The following is a 22704-nucleotide window of genomic DNA, read 5'->3' as shown; positions in this document are numbered from 1 at the left end:
AAATGAATGACAACAAGTGAAAAACTAAAATTACTTAAAGTTATTAAAATCATTTTACTGATATTTTACACTTCGGTTATTTTGTTCTATTTAGGACTTGTTTTACCTCAATATTTAGCTTGTTTAAATTGTAATTCCGGCGAAGCAATGGAAGTTGATATTTGGGGTAATGAAGTTTGGTGTTTTGGCGAAAGCAAAGAGTTTGTTGAGTTCTTCTTTCAATTTTCTTCAATAGTAACAGGCGGGCTCACATTTGTTCTTCTAATTTGCTGTTTCCTTATTCATTATTTAAAAAAGGTACCTGTATGAGTATTTTTATGAGAATTAATTTTTTGCAATCCGGGCAGTCAGCCAGAGTAAAGAAGATAGAATTGCAGCGTTTTTTAAACTATTTAACCAATCACATAACAGGAGTGATAATGCTTCTGTTTTTTTTGACAAGCTGCTCACAGATTAACACCACTAATACAAATGATATTTATAAATATTGGGAAGGAACAAATCCACCGTCAGATATTAAACTATTGCAAGGACAATATTGGCAGTCAGATCATTGGACGGGTGAATATATCATATACCTTAAGTTCAAATCTACAGATGAGTGGTGGGATAAGTTTTTAAAGAAAAACCACCTGTTAATAGACAAAACCAATTGGATTAAGCCTGCTGATGCTCCAAATTGGTTTAAACCTTCAAACAATTCCATTAGGTATGGTAATGCTGATGATTTTGATCAGGGTTCAGGATATTTTCGCGATCCACTTACACAAGTTTGCTGCATATATGAAATTCAATTATAAATAATACTACTTATGAGGCTTATATTTTTTATGTTTCTTGTCTTTACTTCCTTAACAGCTGCAGGACAAGATAAAATTCAAAAAGAAATCAATTATATCCGCAGTTTCCGCAAAGAACCCAATAGAATTGTTGTGGAGTTGGGAGTTAAGCCAAAACTATGTTTCATACCGGTAAAAAATAACCCTAATTATACCAAATACAGTACATTATTGCAGCCATACGATAAAAAAGAAAATTTATTCGAGATAGGAATTGAAGAACTTACGGGTAATATAAAATCACTCAAAGTTCTGACCAAAACGGAGGCAGTACAATACGATTACCTTAAACCATTTTATGATGCAGCTGTTGCAGCAGTTTCGGCCAGTGTGATACCTGAAAATTTTTATGATACTGCGCTTGAACTTTATAATCAGCAGCAATACGAAGATGCAATTTTAACAATCGATAAGGCGATAGTAATAAATACTCAGGATCCTGAATATCATCAGCTAAAAGCGCTTTGTCTGGCTCATCTAAAGCAATACAAAGAATCCTCGGATGAAGTAAAGTATGCACTTGAAATGGATAATGCCAATCCTGAATTGTATGAGTTGATGGCAAATAATTATTATTTTTTAAGAGATAATGAAAATGCTGTTAAGAACTATGAAATGGCTATTCAATATGACAGGAACATTATTATTAGAATTTACCATAATTACATAAAATGCCTAATTGAAATTCCTAATCCGCAAAGAGCTGTAGAAATTTACAAAATCTATCAATATCGCTTAGACAGCCCAAATAACTATGGAGATAATTCTGGTGATTTTGCTGATGACTTAGAATTCTATGCTGGCCAGGCTTATCAGCAAATAGAAGACTGGAAAACGGCTCTTGAAATTTACGACAGGTTAATTGTTATGCATCCAGATGTTTATGGTTATCGTGCACAGAGAGGAAGACTTTATCAGCAAAAAGAAGACTTTTTAGCAGCAATAAAGGATTTTGAAATAGCACTAAAACTAGATACAAACGAGGATATTTTATTGACAAATCTGGCACTCATATATCAGCAGCTTCATGATTATAAAAAGGCAGAAGCTGCTTATAAGGAATATCTAAGCAAAAACGCTGACGATGCTGTACAAATGAGTAACTATGGATATCTATTATTGGATGAAGAGCGTTACAAAGAGGCACAGGTTAAATTTGAAATGTCTTTTAAAATTGATGAAAAAAATATAGATACACATATCGGGCGGATACTTACAGCTTATCTGCTTGGCAATACCAAAGAAAAGAAACGGTTCATTGCCAATACAAAATCTCAATTTCCCGAAATTGAGATTAACACAGCAACCTTAAACGCACTTATAAGAACAGGTAATTATTACTATTCTGAAAAAATTATAACCATTTGGGAAGATGCAATTGATTAAAGTTTCTATATACTTATTTATACTTTTGGCTTTTTCTAAGCCCGAAGAAAAATCTATAGCAGTTATGCATTATAATACTGCTCAGGAAATTACCGGTGTCTATGTTCTGACTTCTTGTGAAAATTCCAGATTTAAAATTAAAATCGAAAAGAAAGCAGGAGCATATTTCTTTTTAATTTTCGACAGGGATAAAATAATTTCAAAAGGCAAACTTAAAGAACAAAAAAATGATGATGTTATCTATCTGACTTTTGGAAAAATTGGGGGCGTATACAATGAAAATAAAATCCAAATCCAGAATTATGGAAATTCAATGAATGAATATGAACATTTTACGCAGTGCGATGAAAAATATTTATCATTTATAAAATCATAATAGTACAAGACATTTGTTTGTTTTTATTTTGTGATATTTTGTCTCTCTATTTCCCGATACAGAAATTAGCAGTCCTTATTTTAATAGTGTTTTCTACTTTAGTGATACAATTATGGTCCGTTTTAAAGCAAACTATCGCAAAACAAAACAAAGTATCCTTATTGAGATAAGAAAACTCATGGGAGTTGTTTAGCACAAAAACAGTACAAATTTTGATTTTTTTTGTAGAATATTTAGAAAGGTTACCAGGGTATTCCTATCAATATAAATCCATCGTAGAGCTTCTTTTTTAACAGCTTATTTGAGTAATAGATATAAACTTTAAATGCCAATTGTTGTTTTTAGTTTTAAAAAAACAAAGCTAGGTTCGCAGCAATACAATTGTCATAATGCAGCACAAGATTGTAACTTCTAGTGTGGGTGGTAAGATTATTTGTTTGTTAATTATTTGATTTTGTGTTTGTTATTAATTGTTGGTAGAATAATAGTTCCTCCTTCTGTTTAAAAGTAGATTATTTTAAGAACCTGGAAAAGCATAGGTACAGATCTGAGTAAAAAAGTTGTATTTTTTAGGTGAATAAATTCAATTTCATAGATGTAGATTTAGTAGTCTTTTTTTATCTTGGTATAAAATTGCTTTATGAATACATCTTTTAATATTCTTGTTAAGATACTTAAAATTCTCACACAAAATTATAATATGAGTTATACTTTAGTTGAATTGAAATTGACTAATGTTGTTACACCTGATTTTTATTTATCAGATGAAAGAAGAAACCAAGCAATGATTTTAGAAGCTTTGATATTGCTTAATGATATAAACTGGGTGGTTCTAAATTCAAATACTGACGAAATTTCCTTAAATATAAACAGTATAAACTAACTTTTTTTATATTATAATGTGTTGTTTGTGTTTAAAAAATAAAACATGAATTATCCCCAAGCAGTTTTCTAGTTCTTCTTGGTTTTTGGCAGTACCTAAACTTATTAAGATTTTAAAGATATTTTAATTCTTTGTAGTTCAGTCATTGTTGCTGTTTTTCTTCCTTACAAACTTCAATCTGTTTTTCTAAAATCATACTTTTTTCTATCTTTTTTTATTTATGGGATTTAAGTTTTTGTTTATCAACTTTTCTGACACCTGCTCTTATAAAATGGTCAGCTTTATCATTTTATAGTTATTTGAATTGTTTTTATATTTTAAAGAATTAGGTGTTCACTTTGTTCAGAATGTCCATAATGACCCACTGCATGGTTTAATTTTTTAATAATATGCGGTTGATAATATCATAAAAAATTATGATATTAAATGTTTTAATAAAATAAATATCAGTCTTTTTTTATTATAAATATGATAATAGTTACAATTAGACCCTTATTTTAATACAAACAGATCCTTAGTTTGGCTGGGTTTTATTGTTAATTTGCTTCGAGTCTCTGTGGATTTTCTGAAGTGATAAACTAGACATCCATAATGGGGTTAAAAAACAATAATAGTAACAGAAATAATGGTTTTTCTGACCGCTATGTAGAGAACGGCTCTATAAAAGATGACTTTAGACTATTCTTTTTCTAGTGAACTGATTCAAAAATTGCCTATGGTGTCACTATGGCTGTATGTGAATGTCAGCAATCCTTTTCCGATTACAAGCTATAAAGGTATGGATTCTGAGGTCGGTTCATGGAACTCTTTGCAGGCGGGAATTGATAATGGTTTTTATCCTCAGTTCCGAACATTTACATTTGGAATTAATGCAGGATTAACCAAAGTAAAAAATGAAAAGAAATAATATGAAGGCAATTTATAAAAATATCATTTTAAGCCTGCTGACCAGTGACAGTGATCCTGATTTTCCAGACAGTAGAGGCGTATATCCTATTTTAAACCCAGGGGTACTAAGCGCAGGAAACGATTCGGGGTGAGAAAATGGACAATGCATTAATATTGAGCTAGCTCAGCACTGAATCCAGCCCGATGCCTTAAAATTGGATCTTAGCCAGTTTGCCTTAAAATTTGAAATTAACATTGCAGGAACTTGGAAAGGCAGTTTTATTTTTATCGTAAAGGATTATAATTGGATGTATTTAGTGAGATATGAGTCGTGGAAAACTTCTGGAAGCAAAGGTATAACTGCTGAAGCGAAATGGACCACCTTGACAATTCCTTTAATAGAGTTCCGCATTAAAAAGGACAATAAGGATAGAAAAAGCGATTCCGCAGCAAGCTTAACAGAACTAGTTGGCAGTTCATATACAGGAGGCATAAAATTCTTTGTTATTAATGATGTCGTTACCGCAGCACCTGGGGACTTCAGAGCTGCAGTTGATAATATCATGGTGGTGAAGATCCTTGATAAGACAGGTCAGAATTAAAAAAATAAGAATCTCACTGCGGGACTTTGATGCCAGCACAGCTGTGTCCGCAGTTTTGATTGTAACCCTTAATCCTTAAAACAATTCAAATGAAACACAAATTTTTGTATCAGATGCTGTTGCTCTTTATTGTCAGCGCATCCTTCCTATGCTGCTCCAAAAGTGCAGAAGAGGAACCCTATTTAACAGTTTCGGTCCAATCAGTCTCTTTTATGCCCGATGGTGGAATATCTGAACCAATTACCATTGCGGCAAACAGTAAATGGACCATAACAAATTCTGCCTCATCCTGGCTGCAGTTAAGTAAATCAAGCGGGATTCAAGGCACAGAGAAAACAGCATTCACTGCCTCTGTTAACAATAGCGGGTTCAGCCGTTCGGCTGTGCTGACCGTCACAGCGGATAACGGACAAGCCAGGCTCATCACAATAACACAGACTGCCAATTTATATCCCAGCTACAACACATCTCCTAAAGCTCCAGATGCTGCCGGAATGAGCAGCACGGCTTCAGTACTGGCTGCCAAAATGACTTTAGGAATTAATATCGGTAATACTATGGAAGCGCTTGGCGGTGAAACTGCTTGGGGGAATGAAAAGATCACTGAAGATTATATAAAATTTTTAAAAAATAGTGGTTTTACTGCAGTTAGAATTCCCTGTTCCTGGGTTAACGGCTATCTGAGTGATGCTTCCAAAATGAAAATTGACCAGGCATGGCTCAGCAGGGTAAAGGATGTAGTGCAGTACTGTGTGAACAACGATATGTATGTGATACTCAATATTCACTGGGACGGTGGGTGGCTGGACGAAAACATCACTCAGGCAAAAAAGGAAGTGACAAATGCAAAGCAGAAAGCGCTTTGGGAACAGATTGCCACCACGATGAGGGATTTTGATGAACATCTGATTTTTGCTGGGTCTAATGAACCACCAGCAGACGATGTTCAGGAAATGGAAATTCTAAACAGCTATCATGAGACTTTTATAAAAGCAGTTCGCGAAACAGGAGGAAAGAACAGTTATAGAACATTAGTGGTCCAGGGGCCGTCTACCAATGCGGGACTTTCTTATGAACTGATGAACAAAATTCCTTATGATCCTGTACCTAACCGGCTTATGGTAGAGGTTCACGAATACACACCATCCCAGTTCTGTTTTCTGGATGAAGATGTCAGCTGGGGAAAAATGGTTTTCTATTGGGGTTCAGGTAATCATTCCACTCTTGAACCAGACCGAAATCCTACCTATGGGGAGGAAGATGCCATCTTAGAATCGTTCCGAAAACTCAAAGATAAGTTTGTCAGTAAAGGAATTCCTGTTGTATTGGGAGAATATGCGGCAATGAGACGCACGGTAAATGGAAAACACCAGCCCAAGGATGTAGAGCTGCATAACAAATCGGTGGATTACTGGACTACTTTTGTGACAAGACAGTGTAAGATCAATGGTGTAGTGCCGTTCTATTGGGAAGTTGGAAATGTAATAGACAGAAAAAATAATTCAATACGGGATCAGGCTATGGTTACTGCGTTGAAAGAAGGTATTAAATAAGAATCACAAAGAATTTGTAAAGCATACTGCCGCATTTCTTGTGCGGCAGCTCTTATCATTGTCAAAGTGCTCATAACTTAGAAGCATTGGCTCAGGTAAGAATAGATTGTAAGGATGATAATAGTTTAAACTTTTAAAAACAAATCAAGATGAAAAAAGCTTACTTATTATATGTATTAATTTTATCGGTTTTCGTTTCCCAGGCCCAGAGCGTTTGGAAAAATGTTCAGATTGGGGGTGCAGGTTTTGTTACAGGTATTATTCCTAGTAAAACGGATGTTAATTTAAAATATGCCCGTACTGATGTGGGAGGAGCCTATCGATGGGATGCATCGGCAAACAGATGGGTACCATTGCTGGACTGGACCAGTGTTGACCAGCTGGGATATCAGGGCGTAGAATCGTTGGCTATCGACCCTCAGAATAATAATGTGGTTTATATGCTGGCGGGAACCGATTATTTTAATAATCAGAAAACAGCGATTTTAAAATCAACCGACAGAGGTGCTAATTTCACTGAAACTATAGTAACCTCACAATTTAAGGCACATGGAAACGGTATGGGAAGATCTAATGGCGAGCGATTGGCTGTAGATCCCAACAATTCTAATGTGCTTTTCTGTGGAACCAGACGTGATGGATTGTTTAAAAGCACTAATGGCGGTTCGACTTGGTCTAAGGTATCGTCATTTCCGGTTACGGCAACAGCAAATGATAACGGAATCTGTTTTGTAATTTTTGATTCTGCATCGGTTTCTGGAGGCATCACCCAGACTATTTATGCTGGCGTTTCCAGAACTGGAGCGTCTAATCTTTATAAAAGTTCGGATGCTGGAAATACCTGGACTGCTGTTTCGGGAGCAACAATAAATTATATGCCTCAGCGTGCAGTGCTGGATTCAAACAGGACTTTACTAATCACTTATGCCGATAAAGAAGGACCTTGGAATGCCTCTTCAGGACAGATTTGGAAGCTTTCAAATGCAGGGATTCTAACGAATATTACACCATCAGGTTTTTCGGGTTCTTTTGGCGGGATCGATGTTGATCCTTCCAATCCGCAGCGTCTTATAGCCTCATCTATGAATACCTATATGGCGCAGTATACTAATGCGGAGGGCAGGATAATTTATGCAGACCGCTTTTTTTTAAGTACCAATGGCGGGGTGTCATGGAGGGATCTGGTTGGAAATTCGGGAATCAATGTCTTAGATAACGGCTGTACCTGGATTTCAGGATCATCAGCATCCATCCACTGGACTGGTGATATCAAGTTTAATCCGTTTAACACCAATCAGGCAAGTATAATATCGGGAAATGGTATTTTTACCTGTGATGATCTCAACGCTTCAAAGACCTCGTGGAAGTTCGATGCTATTGGCCTTGAAGAGAGCGTGCCGCTGAATTTAATCAGCATTCCTGGAGGGGCTTTAATGAGTGTCATTGGAGATTATGATGGATTTAAACATAGCGATGTTTCGGTATATGCGCCGCAATATAAGCCCACAATGGGAACCACATCAGGGCTTGCCTATGCATCAGGAAATACTAATAAAATTGTCAGACTTGGTGAGAAAATGTACTATTCGAACAATCAGGGTACTGACTGGATACAGACATCCGCAACCTTAGCAGGACCACGCGGAACGGTAGCACTTTCTTATGACGGAGCAACCATTTTGCATTGTCCAGAATCTTCCAGCTCATTATACCGTTCTACCAATAATGGTGCTAGCTGGACGACCGTAACAGGAATTAATTTTAACACGATTGCAGTATCTGATGCAGTTACGAACAATAAATTTTATGCCTACAATAGAGGTAACGGAGATTTAAAAGTAAGTACAGACGGAGGTGCCACTTTCAATACTGCTTCTAACGTTGGAGCAGGAGGATCCAGCCTAATTAGAACAGTTCCTGGGTATTCGGGACACTTGTGGATCGCTAAGAATTCTGGTGGACTGATTAGATCTGTTGATGGCGGAGCCACCTTTACCGCGCCTTCAACAGCTGTAAGTGCTGCTTCAGCAATCGGAATCGGCAAAATGAAAACCGGCACTTCTTATCCAACAATTTATATATGGGGTACTGTGAGCGGTGTTACGGGAGTTTTTCGTTCTGTTGATCAAGGCAGTAACTGGACTCGTGTTAACGATGATGCTCATGAGTATGGAGGTACCGGGAATGGAAACTTCATAGTGGGAGACATGAATATCTACGGACGCGTTTACATGAGTACAGTTGGAAGAGGGATTGTTTATGGGGATGATATTGCTGAAAGCGCAGCCTATTATACCATTGCAAATAGAAGTACTGGATTATTGATGGACGGAATGAGCAGAACTACACAAGGAAGTAACGCTGGGCAGTGGAACTACAGCGGAAGCAGTGCTCAACAATGGTCTCTCGAGTATAGTGGCAATGAGGTTATGATTAAAAACAGAGCTACTGGATTGTATATCGACGGAATGAGTAGAATAGCAAATCCATCGGTGGCAGGACAATGGGGCTATAGTGGAAGTGAAGCACAGAAATGGATACAGGAAGATGCCGGTTCGGGTTATTTCAAATTTAAAAATAAGGCAACCGGAATGTACTTGGATGGTTTAGGAAATGCAGCTAATGGAGCAGATTTAAGTCAGTGGAGTGTCAGCTCAAGCTATAACCAGCAATGGTCTCTAAATGCAGTATCTGGTGCACTACTAAAGCTGAGTGCTAATACAGAAAGTTTAGAAGAGCAAAATTTTAGTGTAATCTGTTCTCCAAATCCATTTACGAGCAGTTTTAAAATTGAAATAAATAATTACACTGAACCTATACGTGTGCAAATTTTTGATATCAATGGTAAAAATGTTGAGTCTCTGCAGGTTTCAGACCCAGACCAGTTATCAATGGGAAGCACACTTGGGGCTGGATTTTATATTGTGCAGATAGAAGGAATTGGAGGTAATGTTCTCCAATCATTTAAAATGATTAAAAAAGCCAGATAGATTGATAGAAGTCCTAATAGGAGAATAGCTTCTGTTAGGACTTTCTATGGAATATGCACTTGCTCTAAAGAAATATAAGATTCCTTGTGAACTCCATAGCTGCAAAAAAGGAGGGCACGGTTAAGGACTTGGCAAATCTGGCGGAACAGAATCTGATTGGAGTCTGGCATGCGGCAGATGGCTCAAAGCAAAAGGTCTAATCAATTAAAAGAAGATATATTTAGTTTCAAAGCCACTATCTGTTTTTTGCAGCAGGATCTTTTTTGGAAAGTCATAGAGCAGATTTATCCTTATGCTTTTAGAATATGATGATTATAACAATTATTGCCCTTTTTTAATACAAAGCGTACCTTAGTAAGATATTTTTTCTTGTCAAATTTGCCGTTGAAAAAAAACTTTGAAACTATAATTCAAAAAGCACCAATATTAATTGATGCAGTAGGATACCAAAAACAGCCTTCTAAAAAGACACAACGCATACGCGAACTTTTTAACGTTTTTTTCAAAATATGCCGAAAACTTATAATTACTAATTACAATAACCAACACATCAAATGAACAGGATTTTATTACAGGCAGTTATTTTTATATTTTTATCAGTAAGCGGATGGGCGCAAGTGCTTCACCTCAAGTCTCCAAACGGAAAGATTGAGATGGACTTAGAAAACGGCACCAAAATCCGATGGTCTGTGAAACATAAAGATACAGAAGTCGTTGCTCCTTCTGCTATTTCATTAACCTTGGGCAGCGGAGAGGTTTTAGGAAACAATGCCAAAATTACAAGCACTAAAAAATCGGCTTCTAACACTACTTTTGAAACGCCTGTTTATAAGAAGAAAACGGTTGTGGACCAATACAATCAGTTGATTGTTAGTTTTAAAGGAAATTTTGGTTTGATACTAAGGGCTTATAATGATGGAGTAGCTTATCGCTTTTTTACAAATAAGAATAAAAAAATTACCATTGCATCTGAAGAAGCCAGTTTTAACTTCAGCCAAGATCATAAAGCTTTTGTACCCTATGTTCGCGATTTAAGAGAAAAAGACATGTACACTTCTGCTTTTGAAGCACTTTATGATGAAATTCCGCTTTCTAAATTTGTCAAAGATACGTTGGCTATTTCTCCGCTTCTTGTAGATTTAGGAAATGGAAAAAAAGCGGCTATCATTGAGGCCGAACTAGAGGACTATCCGGGTATGTTTTTAACACGCAATATTCAGGCACAATATGGTTTGCAGGGGGTATTTGCTTATTACCCAAAACAGGAGCGTTTAGGAGGCTATAATAAAATGAACTATATGGTGGCAGAGAGAGAAGATTATATTGCAGAAACAAACGGCAGCCATAGTTTTCCTTGGAGGGCAGTAATAATAAGTGAGAACGACAGTGAGCTTTTGAATAATGATATGATTCAAAAACTTTCTTCGCCTTCACAAATTTCCGATATGAGCTGGATAAAACCCGGCAAAGTTGCTTGGGACTGGTGGAATGATTGGAATATATCGAAAGTCGATTTTAAGGCAGGCATCAATACGCAGACTTATAAATATTATATCGATTTTGCTTCTAAAAACAATATTGAATATGTAGTGATAGACGAGGGATGGAGTGAAGAAACCGATATCTTGAAGATTTCACCTGCTATGAACATTAAAGAACTTATCGAATACGGAAAACAAAAAAATGTCGGAATCATTCTTTGGGCTTCATGGTATGCTATAAATCAGGTTTTAGATGATGCGTTTACCAAGTATTCTAATATGGGAGTGAAAGGCTTTAAAATAGATTTCATAGACCGCGATGATCAAAAAATGGTAAATTCTCTTTATAATATTGCTAAAAAAGCAGCTTCTTACAAACTTCTTATTGACTATCACGGAATGTATAAGCCAACTGGCATTCAAAGAACCTATCCTAATATCGTAAATTTTGAAGGAGTTAAAGGATTAGAAAATGCCAAATGGACGCCAAATGATGATATGCCGCATTATGAAACAAGCATACCTTTTATAAGAATGTTGGCCGGCCCTATGGATTATACACCGGGAGCGATGCGCAATGCGACAAAAGCAGATTTTCGTCCAAGCAATTCCCTGCCTATGAGCCAAGGCACAAGATGCCATCAGTTGGGAATGTATGTTCTTTATGAAGCGCCGCTGCAAATGATGGCTGATAGTCCTACGGCTTATATGAAAGAACAGGAAAGCACCACATTTATATCTAAAATTCCAACCACTTTTGATGAGACTGTTGCACTTGATGGAAAAGTTGGAGAATATGCCGCCATTGCCAGAAAAAAAGGCAGTACATGGTTTATAGGCGGTTTAACCAATTGGTCGGCTAGGGAAATAGAACTCGATTTATCTTTCCTTGAAAAAGGAGCCTTTACAGCAGAAATTTTTAAAGACGGGATGAATGCCGAAAAAGATCCAACAGATTACAAGCGCGAAATAATTAAAGTAACCAATACCAGTAAACTGAAAGTGCAAATGGCTCCTGGAGGCGGTTTTGCAATTATAATTAATCCAGAAAAGTAGTTAAAATTTCTCAGAATGATTCTTTTGTCATTGGAGCAAATATTATTCTGTAACCTGATAATTAATTAGAAAGTATACAATAATGAAAAAAAGAAATATCACCGTTTTACTGTTACTATATTTTTTTCTGCTGCCGTTTTTTGGATGGGCACAATCTCCTCTTTATTTAGATGAAAGCCAGCCAATAGAGGTTCGTATAAAGGATGCTTTATCGAGAATGACAGTAGAAGAAAAAGTGGCACTATGCCATGCTCAGTCAAAGTTCAGCTCTAAAGGAGTTCCGCGTCTGGGAATACCAGATGTATGGTCATCAGACGGATCGCACGGAGTGAGCGATGAAAAACTATGGGATGAATGGAACTCAGCACAATGGACGAATGACTCATGTACTGCTTTTCCGGCCTTAACATGTCTGGCGGCAACATTTAACCCAAAGATAGCACAGCTTTACGGCACATCTATTGGAGAAGAAGCCCGATACCGAAATAAAACCATGCTGTTAGGGCCTGGAGTCAATATTTACCGTACGCCGCTCAATGGTCGAAATTTCGAATATATGGGCGAAGATCCTTTTTTGGCTTCGCAATTGGTAGTTCCATACGTGCAGGGCGTGCAGTCTAATGGAGTCGCGGCGTGCGTAAAACATTTCGCCCTGAACAATCAGGAAATTGCTCGTGGTGAAATTAATGTCAACATAAGCGACCGCGCCTTGCACGAGATTTATCTTCCAGCCTTCAAAGCTGCGGTTCAGGAAGGAAACGTATGGTCTATTATGGGAGCATATAACAAAATATGGGGTGTACACTGCTGCCATAACGACATTTTGCTCAACCAAATCTTAAAAACCGACTGGAAATTTGATGGTGTGGTGGTTAGTGATTGGGGAGGTGTCCACAATACTGACGAAGCGGTCAATGGCGGACTTGATATTGAAATGGGTACTTATACGAACGGATTGACTACACAAGGGCATTTTCCTTTTTCAAGCTATTATTTAGCCGATCCTTTTCTGAAAGGAATTAAATCAGGCAAATACGACATGTCAAAACTTGACGATAAAGCAAGCCGAATTCTACGAATGATTTTCCGCACTACGATGAGCGCTAACCGTCCTTATGGCCGTTTTGTTTCGCCCGAGCATAGCGATGCAGCTCGAAAAATAGCACAGGAAGGAATCGTATTGCTTAAAAATGAGAAACAATTTTTACCTATTCCCGAAGGCAGATACAAAAAAATTGCTGTGATAGGTGAAAATGCCGTAAAAAGCTTGATCGTTGGCGGCGGTTCTACGTCATTGAAAGCGGCTTACGAAATTTCTCCTTTACAGGGATTAAAAAATAAATACGGCGAAAATAATATTGTTTACAGTATGGGATATGCTTCGGGGCGACCGCTTTATGGTGCCGAAGAACCATCTAAATTAAATCTTGACTCCTTGCAAAATGCAGCAATTGAGACTGCCCGCCATGCAGATATAGTTGTCTTTGTTGGAGGGTTGAATAAAAATTATTTTCAGGATTGTGAAAGCGGAGACCGTAAATCACTTAGTCTGCCGTTCGGACAAGATAAGCTTATTGAAGAAATACAGAAAGTAAATAAAAATGTTGCAGTTGTTTTATTGAGCGGAAATGCAGTTTTGATGCCTTGGCTTAATAAAGCAAAAGCCGTTCTACAAGGGTGGTATCTTGGTTCGGAGGCAGGAAATGCTTTGACCGATATTATTTCTGGTGAGGTAAATCCATCAGGAAAGCTCCCTATTTCATTTCCTAAAAAACTTGAAGACGTGGGAGCACATGCTTTTGACAAGCTTTGTTATCCAGGAGATGGAAATAATGTATATTATAAAGAAGACATTTTAGTAGGATACCGTTGGTATGATACTAAAAATATCTCTGTGCTTTTCCCATTCGGATATGGACTAAGTTATACAACATTTCAATATGGGAAACCAGCTGTTTCATCAAAATTTATTACGGCTGGCGAGTCATTATTGGTGACAGTTTCAGTAAAAAATACCGGAAAAACTGCAGGAAAAGAAATCGTTCAGCTGTATGTTAATGATGAAGTATCAAGCCTGCCGCGTCCTTTCAAAGAATTAAAAGGGTTTGAAAAAATTTCGCTTGAACCAGGAGAAGAAAAAACAGTGCGTTTTACCTTAACAAAAGAAGATCTTTCTTATTACGATGATAGTAAAAAGGAATGGATTGCAGAACCGGGCAAATTCAAAATAATGATTGGAGCTTCAGCTTCCGATATTAGAGGAGTAGTAGATTTTAATTTGAAATAAAGCATTGCAATAATTTAAAATATGAAAAGAATAATTATCCTATTAATCAGTATCATTGGATGCTGCCATTTCTTGAATGCACAAGGATACAAAAATCCGGTTATTTCTGGATTTCATCCCGATCCAAGTGTTTGCAGGGTAGGAGATGACTATTATCTGGTTACCTCCAGCTTTGAGTACTTTCCTGGAGTTCCGGTCTTTCATAGTAAAGATTTAATCAATTGGACCAAAATTGGGCATTGCCTCACACGCGCTTCTCAGCTCAAATTAGACAAATGCGCTCCTTCGGCTGGTATTTATGCTCCCACAATGCGTTATCATGAAGGCCGTTTTTATATGGTCACCACTAATGTATCAGGTGGAGGAAATTTCTATGTATATACCGATAATCCTGCGGGTGAATGGTCAGAACCGGTTTTTGTAGATCAGGGTGGTATAGACCCTTCCTTATATTTTGAAGAGGGAAAATCTTATTTTGTATCGAATCAGAATGGCATTACAATCTGCGAAATTGATATTAAAACAGGTAAAAAGCTCACCAAGGGACAAACAGTGTGGAATGGGACAGGAGGACGCTATCCTGAAGCGCCCCATATTTATAAAAAAGACGGCTGGTATTATCTGCTTATTTCAGAAGGAGGCACAGAATACGGCCATAAAATAACCATAGCGCGAAGCAGGAATATCTACGGACCCTATGAATCCAACCCGGCCAACCCCATTTTGACCCATATCAATGAAATCGCTCAAAATAATCCCATTCAGGGTACCGGACATGGTGATTTTGTTCAGGCACATGATGGTTCCTGGTGGATTGTCTTTCTGGGTTTCCGTCCGCAGAGTCTGCTGCACCATGTGCTAGGTCGGGAAACATTTTTGGCTCCTGTAAGATGGGATGCAGATGCTTGGCCGGTAATAAATGGCAATGGCACAGTAAATATAGATATGAATGTGCCTACTTTACCTTTACAGGCTGTAAAGTCACATGATTTCTCTACTAATTTTGATGAAATGAAGCTGGGTGTCGATTGGAACTATCTCAGAAATCCTTTCATGGATAATTATTCTTTATTCGAAAAGAAAGGTTCATTGCGATTAAAAGCTACTTCGGTATTTTTAGATGACAATGATTCGCCAACCTTTGCAGGGCGTAGACAGGAACATATTGATTTTTCAACTTCTACTGTGATGTCATTAAATAATGCAAAAAGTGGAGACGAAGCTGGGATGACAATCTTCTATTCGAGTAAGGCACATTACGACCTTTGTTTGAAAAAAATAGAAAAAAGCAGAAATAAACTGCTGCTGCGTTATAAAATGGGCGTATTGAACCATACCGCATCCGAAGTGGAAATTCCTGCAGATACGATTTATTTGAAAGTTCAAGGCAACAAGGATTTTTACAGCTTCTATTATTCTTTGGATGGTAAGGAATTTAATTTTTTAGATAAAATCAATATTTGGTATCTAAGTTCTGAGACCAATGGGGGCTTCACAGGAGTGTATGTTGGACTATATGCCGCATCTGGAAATAAAAACACCAAAGCATTTGCTGATTTTGATAGTTTTATGTATAAGCCGGGTAAAATGGAATAAAAAAATGGATCAACAGCGAAAAATTTAGAAAGCAAATATATACTTTTGCCTTCATTGGCGGTTTTTTTTCTGTTCCCAATGCAAATGAAGCAGGAGGTCTTTCTAATCTTAAGCTTGTACCTGAATTAAAGGCAGCCAGGAAAAATCTTAAAGTATTGTAGGCATCTCGTACTAATAAAAACTGGACTTTCTCCGTGAGCCAGCGTATACATGACTGCCTCAAAGCAAACAAAGTGCTTCATGTATGGCATGTGGATGGCAATGCGCATGATGATACGGAATGGACGGACAATCTATATTTTTTCTCGCAGCATATTTTCTGTCCGATAAAAATTTCCTTGAGCAGTTTATTGCCATCTTTGAAACGCTTTCAAAATAGAACTGACAATTGCAGTCTGTGAATAGATGGCAGTCTTAATCTTATGACTAAGACTGCTTTTTTTATTACTGATTTGCCCACACCATGGATGACAATTAGCGGCATAATTTTAGAAGCCGATAAAAAAGTAAAAGTCCTAAATTTTGTTTTATAGTTTTTTATGAAGTTTTAAGTACTCAGAAGGGGACAGGCCAAATTCTTCACGGAAATATTTTGAAAATCTTTTTGGCGAATTAAAACCCACTTCATAGGCTATCTGAGAAATCTGCAGCTGGCTTTTATCCAGAAGCTGGCGTCCCCTTTTCAATCGGATGGTCCGGATGAATTCGGCAGGCCCTTTGCCTGTTATGCACATCAGTTTTTTATAGAGATGCCCTCGGCTCAAGCCTAGAATGTCTCCCAGATTCTCTACAGAGAATTCCGTACTGTTGATATGCTGCTCTACAGCTTTTATTGCTTTTTCAATAAAAATCTCATCTAAAGAGGTAATGGTAATCTCCTGGGGGGTAATATCTATTTTTTGTTTAAATGCAGCATGGCTCTTTCTGGTCCATTCAATAAATTTATTAATCCGAAGTTTGAGAATATGAATATTAAAGGGTTTAGTGATATAATCATCTGCCCCATATTTTAACCCGTCTATCTGGTATTCCTCTGCAGTGCGTGCCGTGAGCAGAATTACCGGGATGTGTGACCAGTAGATGTTGGTTTTAACCAGTCTGCAGAGCTCGATTCCATCCATAACCGGCATCATTACATCACTTACGATAACAGTAACATTGTGCTTTTGCAGCAGTTCGGCAGCCTCTTGTCCATTATGGGCCGTAAGCACCGAAAAGTCATCTTTCAGATTATCCTCTATAAAAGAGCACAGGTCTTTGTTGTCATCCACAAAAAGGACTAGCTGCTGGGCAGGATTTTCTATTTTTTGATCATCATTGCTTTCAGTTCCAGCATGGGCAGGACTGATCATTAGATTCTTTTCAGTGCTTTCTCTAATTGGGATCTTAAATGTAAATACACTGCCATTAGGCATATTATCTTCAATGGTTATGCTGCCTCCGTGAAGATGTATATATTCATTTGCAATATGTAACCCAATACCGCTGCCGGTTTCATTTTGACTCTGTTCCCCTTGATAAAATCTTTCAAACACATGCAGTTTATCCTTATCGCTGATTCCTGATCCTGTGTCGCGAACCCTGACACAAACCTGATTGTGGTCAGTACTAACCTCTACCTGAATTTTTCCTCTGTCAGGGGTATATTTAAAAGCATTGGAAAGCAGGTTGGTAAGTGTTTTTTGCATCTTATCTTTATCAAATTCCATAAGCAGACTATCAGTTTCACTTTGAAAAGATAAGCGGATATTACGTTCAGCGGCATAAACATTGAACGAACTGCAGATATCCTCGGCGAAACTAACAAATTCTGCCGCCTTTAAGTTTAAGCCGACGAATCCCGCATCCAGTTTACGAAAATCAAGCAGGGTGTTGATTAAGGAAAGCAGCTGCTGTGCATTTTTATGAATAACATTTATTTTATTTCTCATGATCTCATCCATGGGATCATTCAGAAGCACCTGAAGAGGAGTTATAATAAGGGTTAAGGGAGTTCTCAGATCATGGCTTATGTTGGTGAAAAAATTAAGTTTCATTTCGTTTATCTGTTCTTTTAATTTTAAATGCTGGCGGATTTTTGACCTGCGCACGGTATACCATATAATCATTATGATTAGTATACCATAAATTAAATAGGCCCATAGGGTCAGATAAAAGGGAGGCAGTACACGCAGCGCCAATACTTTAATATTCTCGTTCCATCCTGAAGCATTATCATATGCTTTTACTAAAAGTTTGTAATTGCCTGCAGGTAGTGCAGAAATTATAATTTTGTTGTTCTGAATAGGAATCCATTCCAAATTAAAACCTTCGATCTTGTAAAAATACCTTACTTTATCAGCATTTAATAAATCTGTACTGGTAAACTTAAGGGTAATGAGCTTGTCATCGTGTCTTAAGGTAAGCTCGGAGAGAAGCTCTGTCGAATGCTGCAGCAATTTATGTCCATTATACAGAGAATCCACTTTTATGTCCTGATTTCCCAAGGTTAATCCGGTAAAAATAATTTTTGAAACAGGCTTGTTTTCTTTTAACAGCTTATTTGGATTGATAATGGTATATCCGTCGAGATTTCCAAGTAGGATATCTCCGTTTCTTAATTGTAATATTGAGTGCTTATTAAAATAATTATCCAGCAGACCATCTCTAACGGAATAATTTTTACTGCTTATGGATAATTTGTCATCTTTATCATAGTTAACAGTTAAAATCGAAAGCCCATTGGTGGTGGTAACCCAGATGTTATTTTGATTGTCTTCCACGATGCCGCTTACAGAATTCTCACAAAGGCCGTTTGATTTGTTAAAGTAATAAATGGTGTCTTTTTTAGGATCCCATATATTGAGTCCATCATTGTGAGCGATCCATAGAATATCATGTTTATCCTTGTAGACAGTAGAGATCTGAAAGTTTTTGAATTTTTGTGTCCCTTTTTTATTGCCATAAGATACGACACTTTTATTGTTGGTAATATCGATGCTTAAAAGCCCATAACCGGTGCCCAGCAGGAGCTCATCGCCTGAATCATAAAACATGTCAAGGGTAAAAATTTCATTTTTAAAAGGGGAGAGCAGGGAATCAAAATCAGCAGAGCCAAAGGGAAGCTGCTGTACTTCTCCCCCCAAGGACCCTATCCAGATATTTCCATAGCGGTCCTGCTTTAAATTCCAGATATTATTGCTGCTTAACTTACTGTTTTTCTTGGTATACTGGCTTATAATGCCATTTTGCCAACAAAAAAGCCCCTTTTGATAAGTGCCTATCCAGACGCGGTTGCTGCGGTCTTCCATCAGACAGGTAATAGCTGCTTTTGGAAAAGGGATTTGAGTAGTATTTCCTGATTTTTTTTCTTTTCGAAAAAGCCCCTTCCCATCTGTGGCAATCCAGAGGTCCTCGTTGTGGTCCTCCATTAGGGTGCTTATATCGGAATATTCAGGATGTCTATAGCTGATGAAATTTTTAAAGCTTTCATTAAAAAAGGAAAGTCCTTTCTTACTGTGCCCAATCCAGATGGTGCTGTCGATGTCACGATAGAGGCAAGTTATGTTGTTGGAGGATAAGGAATTATCTTTGCCTGGGGATTGAATACAATTTGTTGTACTGTTTTTTGATTTGTCAAAAATAAACAGCCCTTTATGGTCTGTACCTATCCATATTTCTCCAGGTTTATTTTCAGTAATGCTCGTAACAAAATTGATTCCGCTGTCTATGCTGGATTTTAAAAGTACTGCGCTCCATTTCTTTGTCTGATGATTCAGGTACGAAACTTCATTGGGAAAATTACTGAAATAGACCCATAATCCGCTGTTACTGTCCAGAAAAATTTTGTGCCACTCATCGGCTCCATTCGTCCTGCTGAAATCCGGCAGCTTTATGGCTGTAAAACGGCCTGTAGCACTGTTTAACTGCCAGCATTTTTTAGAATTTTCAATGCAATATATTGACTGGCCGTTATCTGTTATATTTATAGAGAAAGGGTCTTCAATGCGGATGCCGGTAAAGATTGAGGTATGCTTTTTTTTCACATCATAGAAAAATATTTTTTTCTTATTTAATACCCATAAATTCTTTTTTTTATCCACGTAAATTTTACAGTTGCTATCAGCTCGGATACGTAATCTGTTTAACAGAAAAGTTATATCGTTTATAAAGCAGTCTTTATCTCTGTTGTATATAGCATTATGATATCCAAAATTAACCCAGATGTTACCCATGCCGTCTTCCTGCAGGCCTAAAATATCATTGGAAATTAAACTGTTTGGGTTTTTAGAATCTGTGGTGTAAAGCTTGAATTCGTAACCATCATAACGATTAAGCCCCGATTCCGTACCAATCCATAAAAATCCGTAACTGTCCCTGAGAAATGTCTTGACATTGGTGCTGGAGAATCCTTCACTGGTTTTTAACTGGTGAAAAATATAATTGGACTGCGCTAGAATGCCCTGGAGAGAAATTATTCCAAATACAGCAAGAAACAATAGGAGGATTTTATGCTTTTTCATCCGGTCTAAATTAATCATTTATCTGCAGCTGCGGTATATGCTGCACTATTTTTTATCTGAGATCAGAGTTGTTTATATTGAGCCTTTATTTTTACATTTTAAATTGATGGGACATCTTTGTGCTATTTTCTCAGGATAGAAGTAGAAAACACCTTTATGTAAAGATCTTTCAAATCAATATCGATTCTATTTTTTTAGAATCGATATTGACAATTGAATTGTGCGTTAGAACTTGGCTATTTTTATAATTACTTATTTCTCAAAACTGTATTTTATGGCAGTTGAAATGCTTTTCCAGTTATCGGTTCTAAAAGGGATTGCTGGAAAATTCTCGACATTATACAAATTGCAGTCGCTGGCGTCATCTGCCCAGCCGTAGCGGACCGCTTCAGGGTTTTGTACCTGATCGCTCCACACCAAAAGCTGACTGCCTTTTATTTGGGCTTTGGCGTAATGAAAAACGTGATCGGGTCCTGCAATTTCAAATCCTTTTACATATTGGTATTTATCGTGAACTGTTAATCCGCTTGTGGCATTGTCAAATGTTAAGAGTACCTGATTGTCTCTTATCTCCATGGATTTGTACTCTGGTCCACTGAAAACATTTCCTTTATCATAAACTTTATTTAATGCCACAGCAGCCAGTCTATATCCTACATCCTGTTTGTTTTTTGGATGAATATCTTTTGGGTCTCCAATATCGGCAGTAACACACATACCAGTATTAACAACATTGTGCAGAGTAAAAGTTTGAGCCTCTCTTAATTCTGCCCAATAGCTCCCAATGCTGCTGGTGCCGCCAAACTCATTAAAAGAAGAAAGCTGCACAAAAAAGAAAGGAAAATCACCTTGATTCCATTTGCTTCTCCAATCACTAATCAATAAAGGAAAAGCTTTTTTATATTGTTCAGCACGGCCGGCATTGGCTTCTCCCTGATACCATAGCACGCCTTGAAAAGAATAAGGAATCAAGGGATTGATCATAGCATTGTAAAGCAGGGCAGGATAGCTGTTGGGAGACAGGTCTGTTTTGATTTCTGTAACCTGAAATTTCCATTCTCCTGCAAGCGGTACTTGGGTATTGCCTACAGTTAATTTTAAATCAGCCGCATCGCCAAAAATTCCGCCTCCTCCACTGTAATCCGTCACTCGTACTGCAATAGCGTTAATACCTTCTTTAAGCGTTCCGGCAGGTATTTTGTATATTCTTTTTTTGTTCCATTGGGTATTCTTTCCCACTTCAATTCCATTTACATAAGAAAGATCTGAATCGTCTATTTTGCCTAGTTCCAGTAAAGCTTCTTTGCTAGCATCTTCTTTTGAAACTATAAAAGATTTGCGCATCCATACTGTGCCGTCTAAATTGCCTAATTGGTTTTCCCAAAGCTGCGGCGTATGGATTTCAGGCCACGAGCTGTCATCAAAGCCTGCAGTTTTATACTGGCTTTCCAAGTCTGAAGTGATTTTAGATCCTTGAATATTCTCAATATTTTTTTTCAGTACCTCCAGTTTATTTTTCAGCAGTGAATCCATTGGAACTTTTGGCAGATCGGAAAACATGGGACTGAATTCAGGGCTTTTTTCAAAGGCTTCTCTGCTGGTCCAGGTTTCTGAGCAGGTACCTCCCCAAGTGGCATTTATTATTCCTACAGGGATTTTTAATTCACTGTATATTTTTTTTGCGAAAAAATAGCCTGCCGCTGTAAAGGCTCCTGTATTATTTTTACTGCTTTCTTTCCAATTTCCAGCTTTCAGATCTTTTTTAGGCGTCGAACTTAAATCTTTTTCCACTAAAAACTGGCGTATCCAAGGATTATCTGCCTGACTGATTTCATAATCAGCATTCTGTGACTGACCTACAGTCCATTCCATATTGGACTGTCCGCTGCATATCCAGACTTCTCCAACTAGGATGTTCTCAATGGTAATGCTATTGTTTCCTTTAATAGACATTTTAAAAGGACCGCCTGCCTTTTCAGGTTTCAGCTGGAGAAGCCATTTTCCATTTTTGTCTGCTTTAGTTCTCTGGATCTGCTTATTAAAAGCAACTTCAATTTTTTCTCCTGAATCGGCCCAGCCCCATACAGATATAGGCTTATTACGCTGCAAGACCATTCCATCGCTAAAAAGCAGCGGCATTTTTACATTTGCGTTTGCACATAAGCTCAAGGCAAAAAGCAAAGTGATTAATTTTTTTTTCATTTTTGATTGGTTTAAATTTTATAGTTAGTTAGTGTCGAAACCTGTAGCAGAAGCTGCAGAAAT

The 22704-nt window shown here is 37.4% G+C and carries 15 protein-coding genes; 13 read left to right on the top strand and 2 right to left on the bottom strand.

The annotated features are described in order from the left end of the window. Window positions 1–6 precede the first annotated feature (6 nt). The 13 genes from AABD74_RS17150 (at window position 7) to AABD74_RS17090 (ending at window position 15937) form a co-directional block, all read left to right on the top strand. Window positions 7–309, top strand: coding sequence for a hypothetical protein (locus tag AABD74_RS17150; protein WP_406843685.1), 303 nt, complete (start codon window positions 7–9; stop codon window positions 307–309). Beyond that, a complete protein-coding gene (locus tag AABD74_RS17145) occupies window positions 306–800 on the top strand; it encodes a hypothetical protein (RefSeq protein ID WP_406843684.1) in 495 nt (164 codons plus the stop codon). The genes AABD74_RS17150 and AABD74_RS17145 overlap by 4 nt, the downstream gene beginning before the upstream one ends. A 12-nt stretch (window positions 801–812) precedes the next feature. After that, the gene (locus AABD74_RS17140; RefSeq protein WP_406843683.1) at window positions 813–2225 is read left to right on the top strand and encodes a tetratricopeptide repeat protein; all 1413 of its coding nucleotides are present in this window, start codon (window positions 813–815) and stop codon (window positions 2223–2225) included. Continuing rightward, window positions 2212–2601, top strand: coding sequence for a hypothetical protein (locus AABD74_RS17135; protein WP_406843682.1), 390 nt, complete (start codon window positions 2212–2214; stop codon window positions 2599–2601). Before AABD74_RS17140 ends, AABD74_RS17135 begins: the two co-directional genes overlap by 14 nt. A 700-nt stretch (window positions 2602–3301) precedes the next feature. Beyond that, window positions 3302–3484, top strand: a complete 183-nt coding sequence (locus AABD74_RS17130) for a hypothetical protein (RefSeq protein WP_232681947.1) — start codon at window positions 3302–3304, stop codon at window positions 3482–3484. 715 nt (window positions 3485–4199) lie between these two features. Next, window positions 4200–4391, top strand: coding sequence for a hypothetical protein (locus tag AABD74_RS17125; RefSeq protein WP_406843681.1), 192 nt, complete (start codon window positions 4200–4202; stop codon window positions 4389–4391). Then, a complete protein-coding gene (locus AABD74_RS17120; protein WP_232681943.1) occupies window positions 4378–4524 on the top strand; it encodes a hypothetical protein in 147 nt (48 codons plus the stop codon). The genes AABD74_RS17125 and AABD74_RS17120 overlap by 14 nt, the downstream gene beginning before the upstream one ends. 63 nt (window positions 4525–4587) lie before the next feature. Then, a complete protein-coding gene (locus AABD74_RS17115) occupies window positions 4588–4974 on the top strand; it encodes a glycan-binding surface protein (protein WP_406843680.1) in 387 nt (128 codons plus the stop codon). An 89-nt stretch (window positions 4975–5063) separates the two neighbouring features. Then, on the top strand, window positions 5064–6527 hold the full coding sequence (locus tag AABD74_RS17110; protein WP_406843679.1) for a cellulase family glycosylhydrolase: 1464 nt from the start codon (window positions 5064–5066) through the stop codon (window positions 6525–6527). A gap of 149 nt (window positions 6528–6676) precedes the next feature. Continuing rightward, entirely contained in the window at window positions 6677–9517 is a 2841-nt protein-coding gene (locus AABD74_RS17105) for an RICIN domain-containing protein (RefSeq protein WP_406843678.1), read from the top strand. A 554-nt stretch (window positions 9518–10071) separates the two neighbouring features. Then, entirely contained in the window at window positions 10072–12054 is a 1983-nt protein-coding gene (locus AABD74_RS17100) for a glycoside hydrolase family 97 protein (protein ID WP_406843677.1), read from the top strand. Window positions 12055–12136: 82 nt separating this feature from the next. Then, window positions 12137–14341 (top strand): beta-glucosidase family protein, encoded by a 2205-nt coding sequence (locus AABD74_RS17095; RefSeq protein WP_406843676.1) that lies wholly within the window; start codon window positions 12137–12139, stop codon window positions 14339–14341. 21 nt (window positions 14342–14362) lie between these two features. Then, window positions 14363–15937, top strand: coding sequence for a glycoside hydrolase family 43 protein (locus tag AABD74_RS17090; protein WP_406843675.1), 1575 nt, complete (start codon window positions 14363–14365; stop codon window positions 15935–15937). A 527-nt stretch (window positions 15938–16464) separates the two neighbouring features. Here AABD74_RS17090 and AABD74_RS17085 read toward each other — a convergent pair. Next, entirely contained in the window at window positions 16465–20439 is a 3975-nt protein-coding gene (locus AABD74_RS17085) for a two-component regulator propeller domain-containing protein (protein ID WP_406843674.1), read from the bottom strand. Window positions 20440–20691: 252 nt separating this feature from the next. Then, window positions 20692–22641, bottom strand: coding sequence for a sialate O-acetylesterase (locus AABD74_RS17080; RefSeq protein ID WP_406843673.1), 1950 nt, complete (start codon window positions 22639–22641; stop codon window positions 20692–20694). Between the last annotated feature and the right edge of the window lie 63 nt (window positions 22642–22704).

The organism is Flavobacterium soyae, from assembly GCF_045348165.1.
Lineage (GTDB): Bacteria > Bacteroidota > Bacteroidia > Flavobacteriales > Flavobacteriaceae > Flavobacterium > Flavobacterium soyae.
Note: the sequence above shows the minus strand (reverse complement) of the source record. Positions and strands in the feature narration are given on the sequence as shown.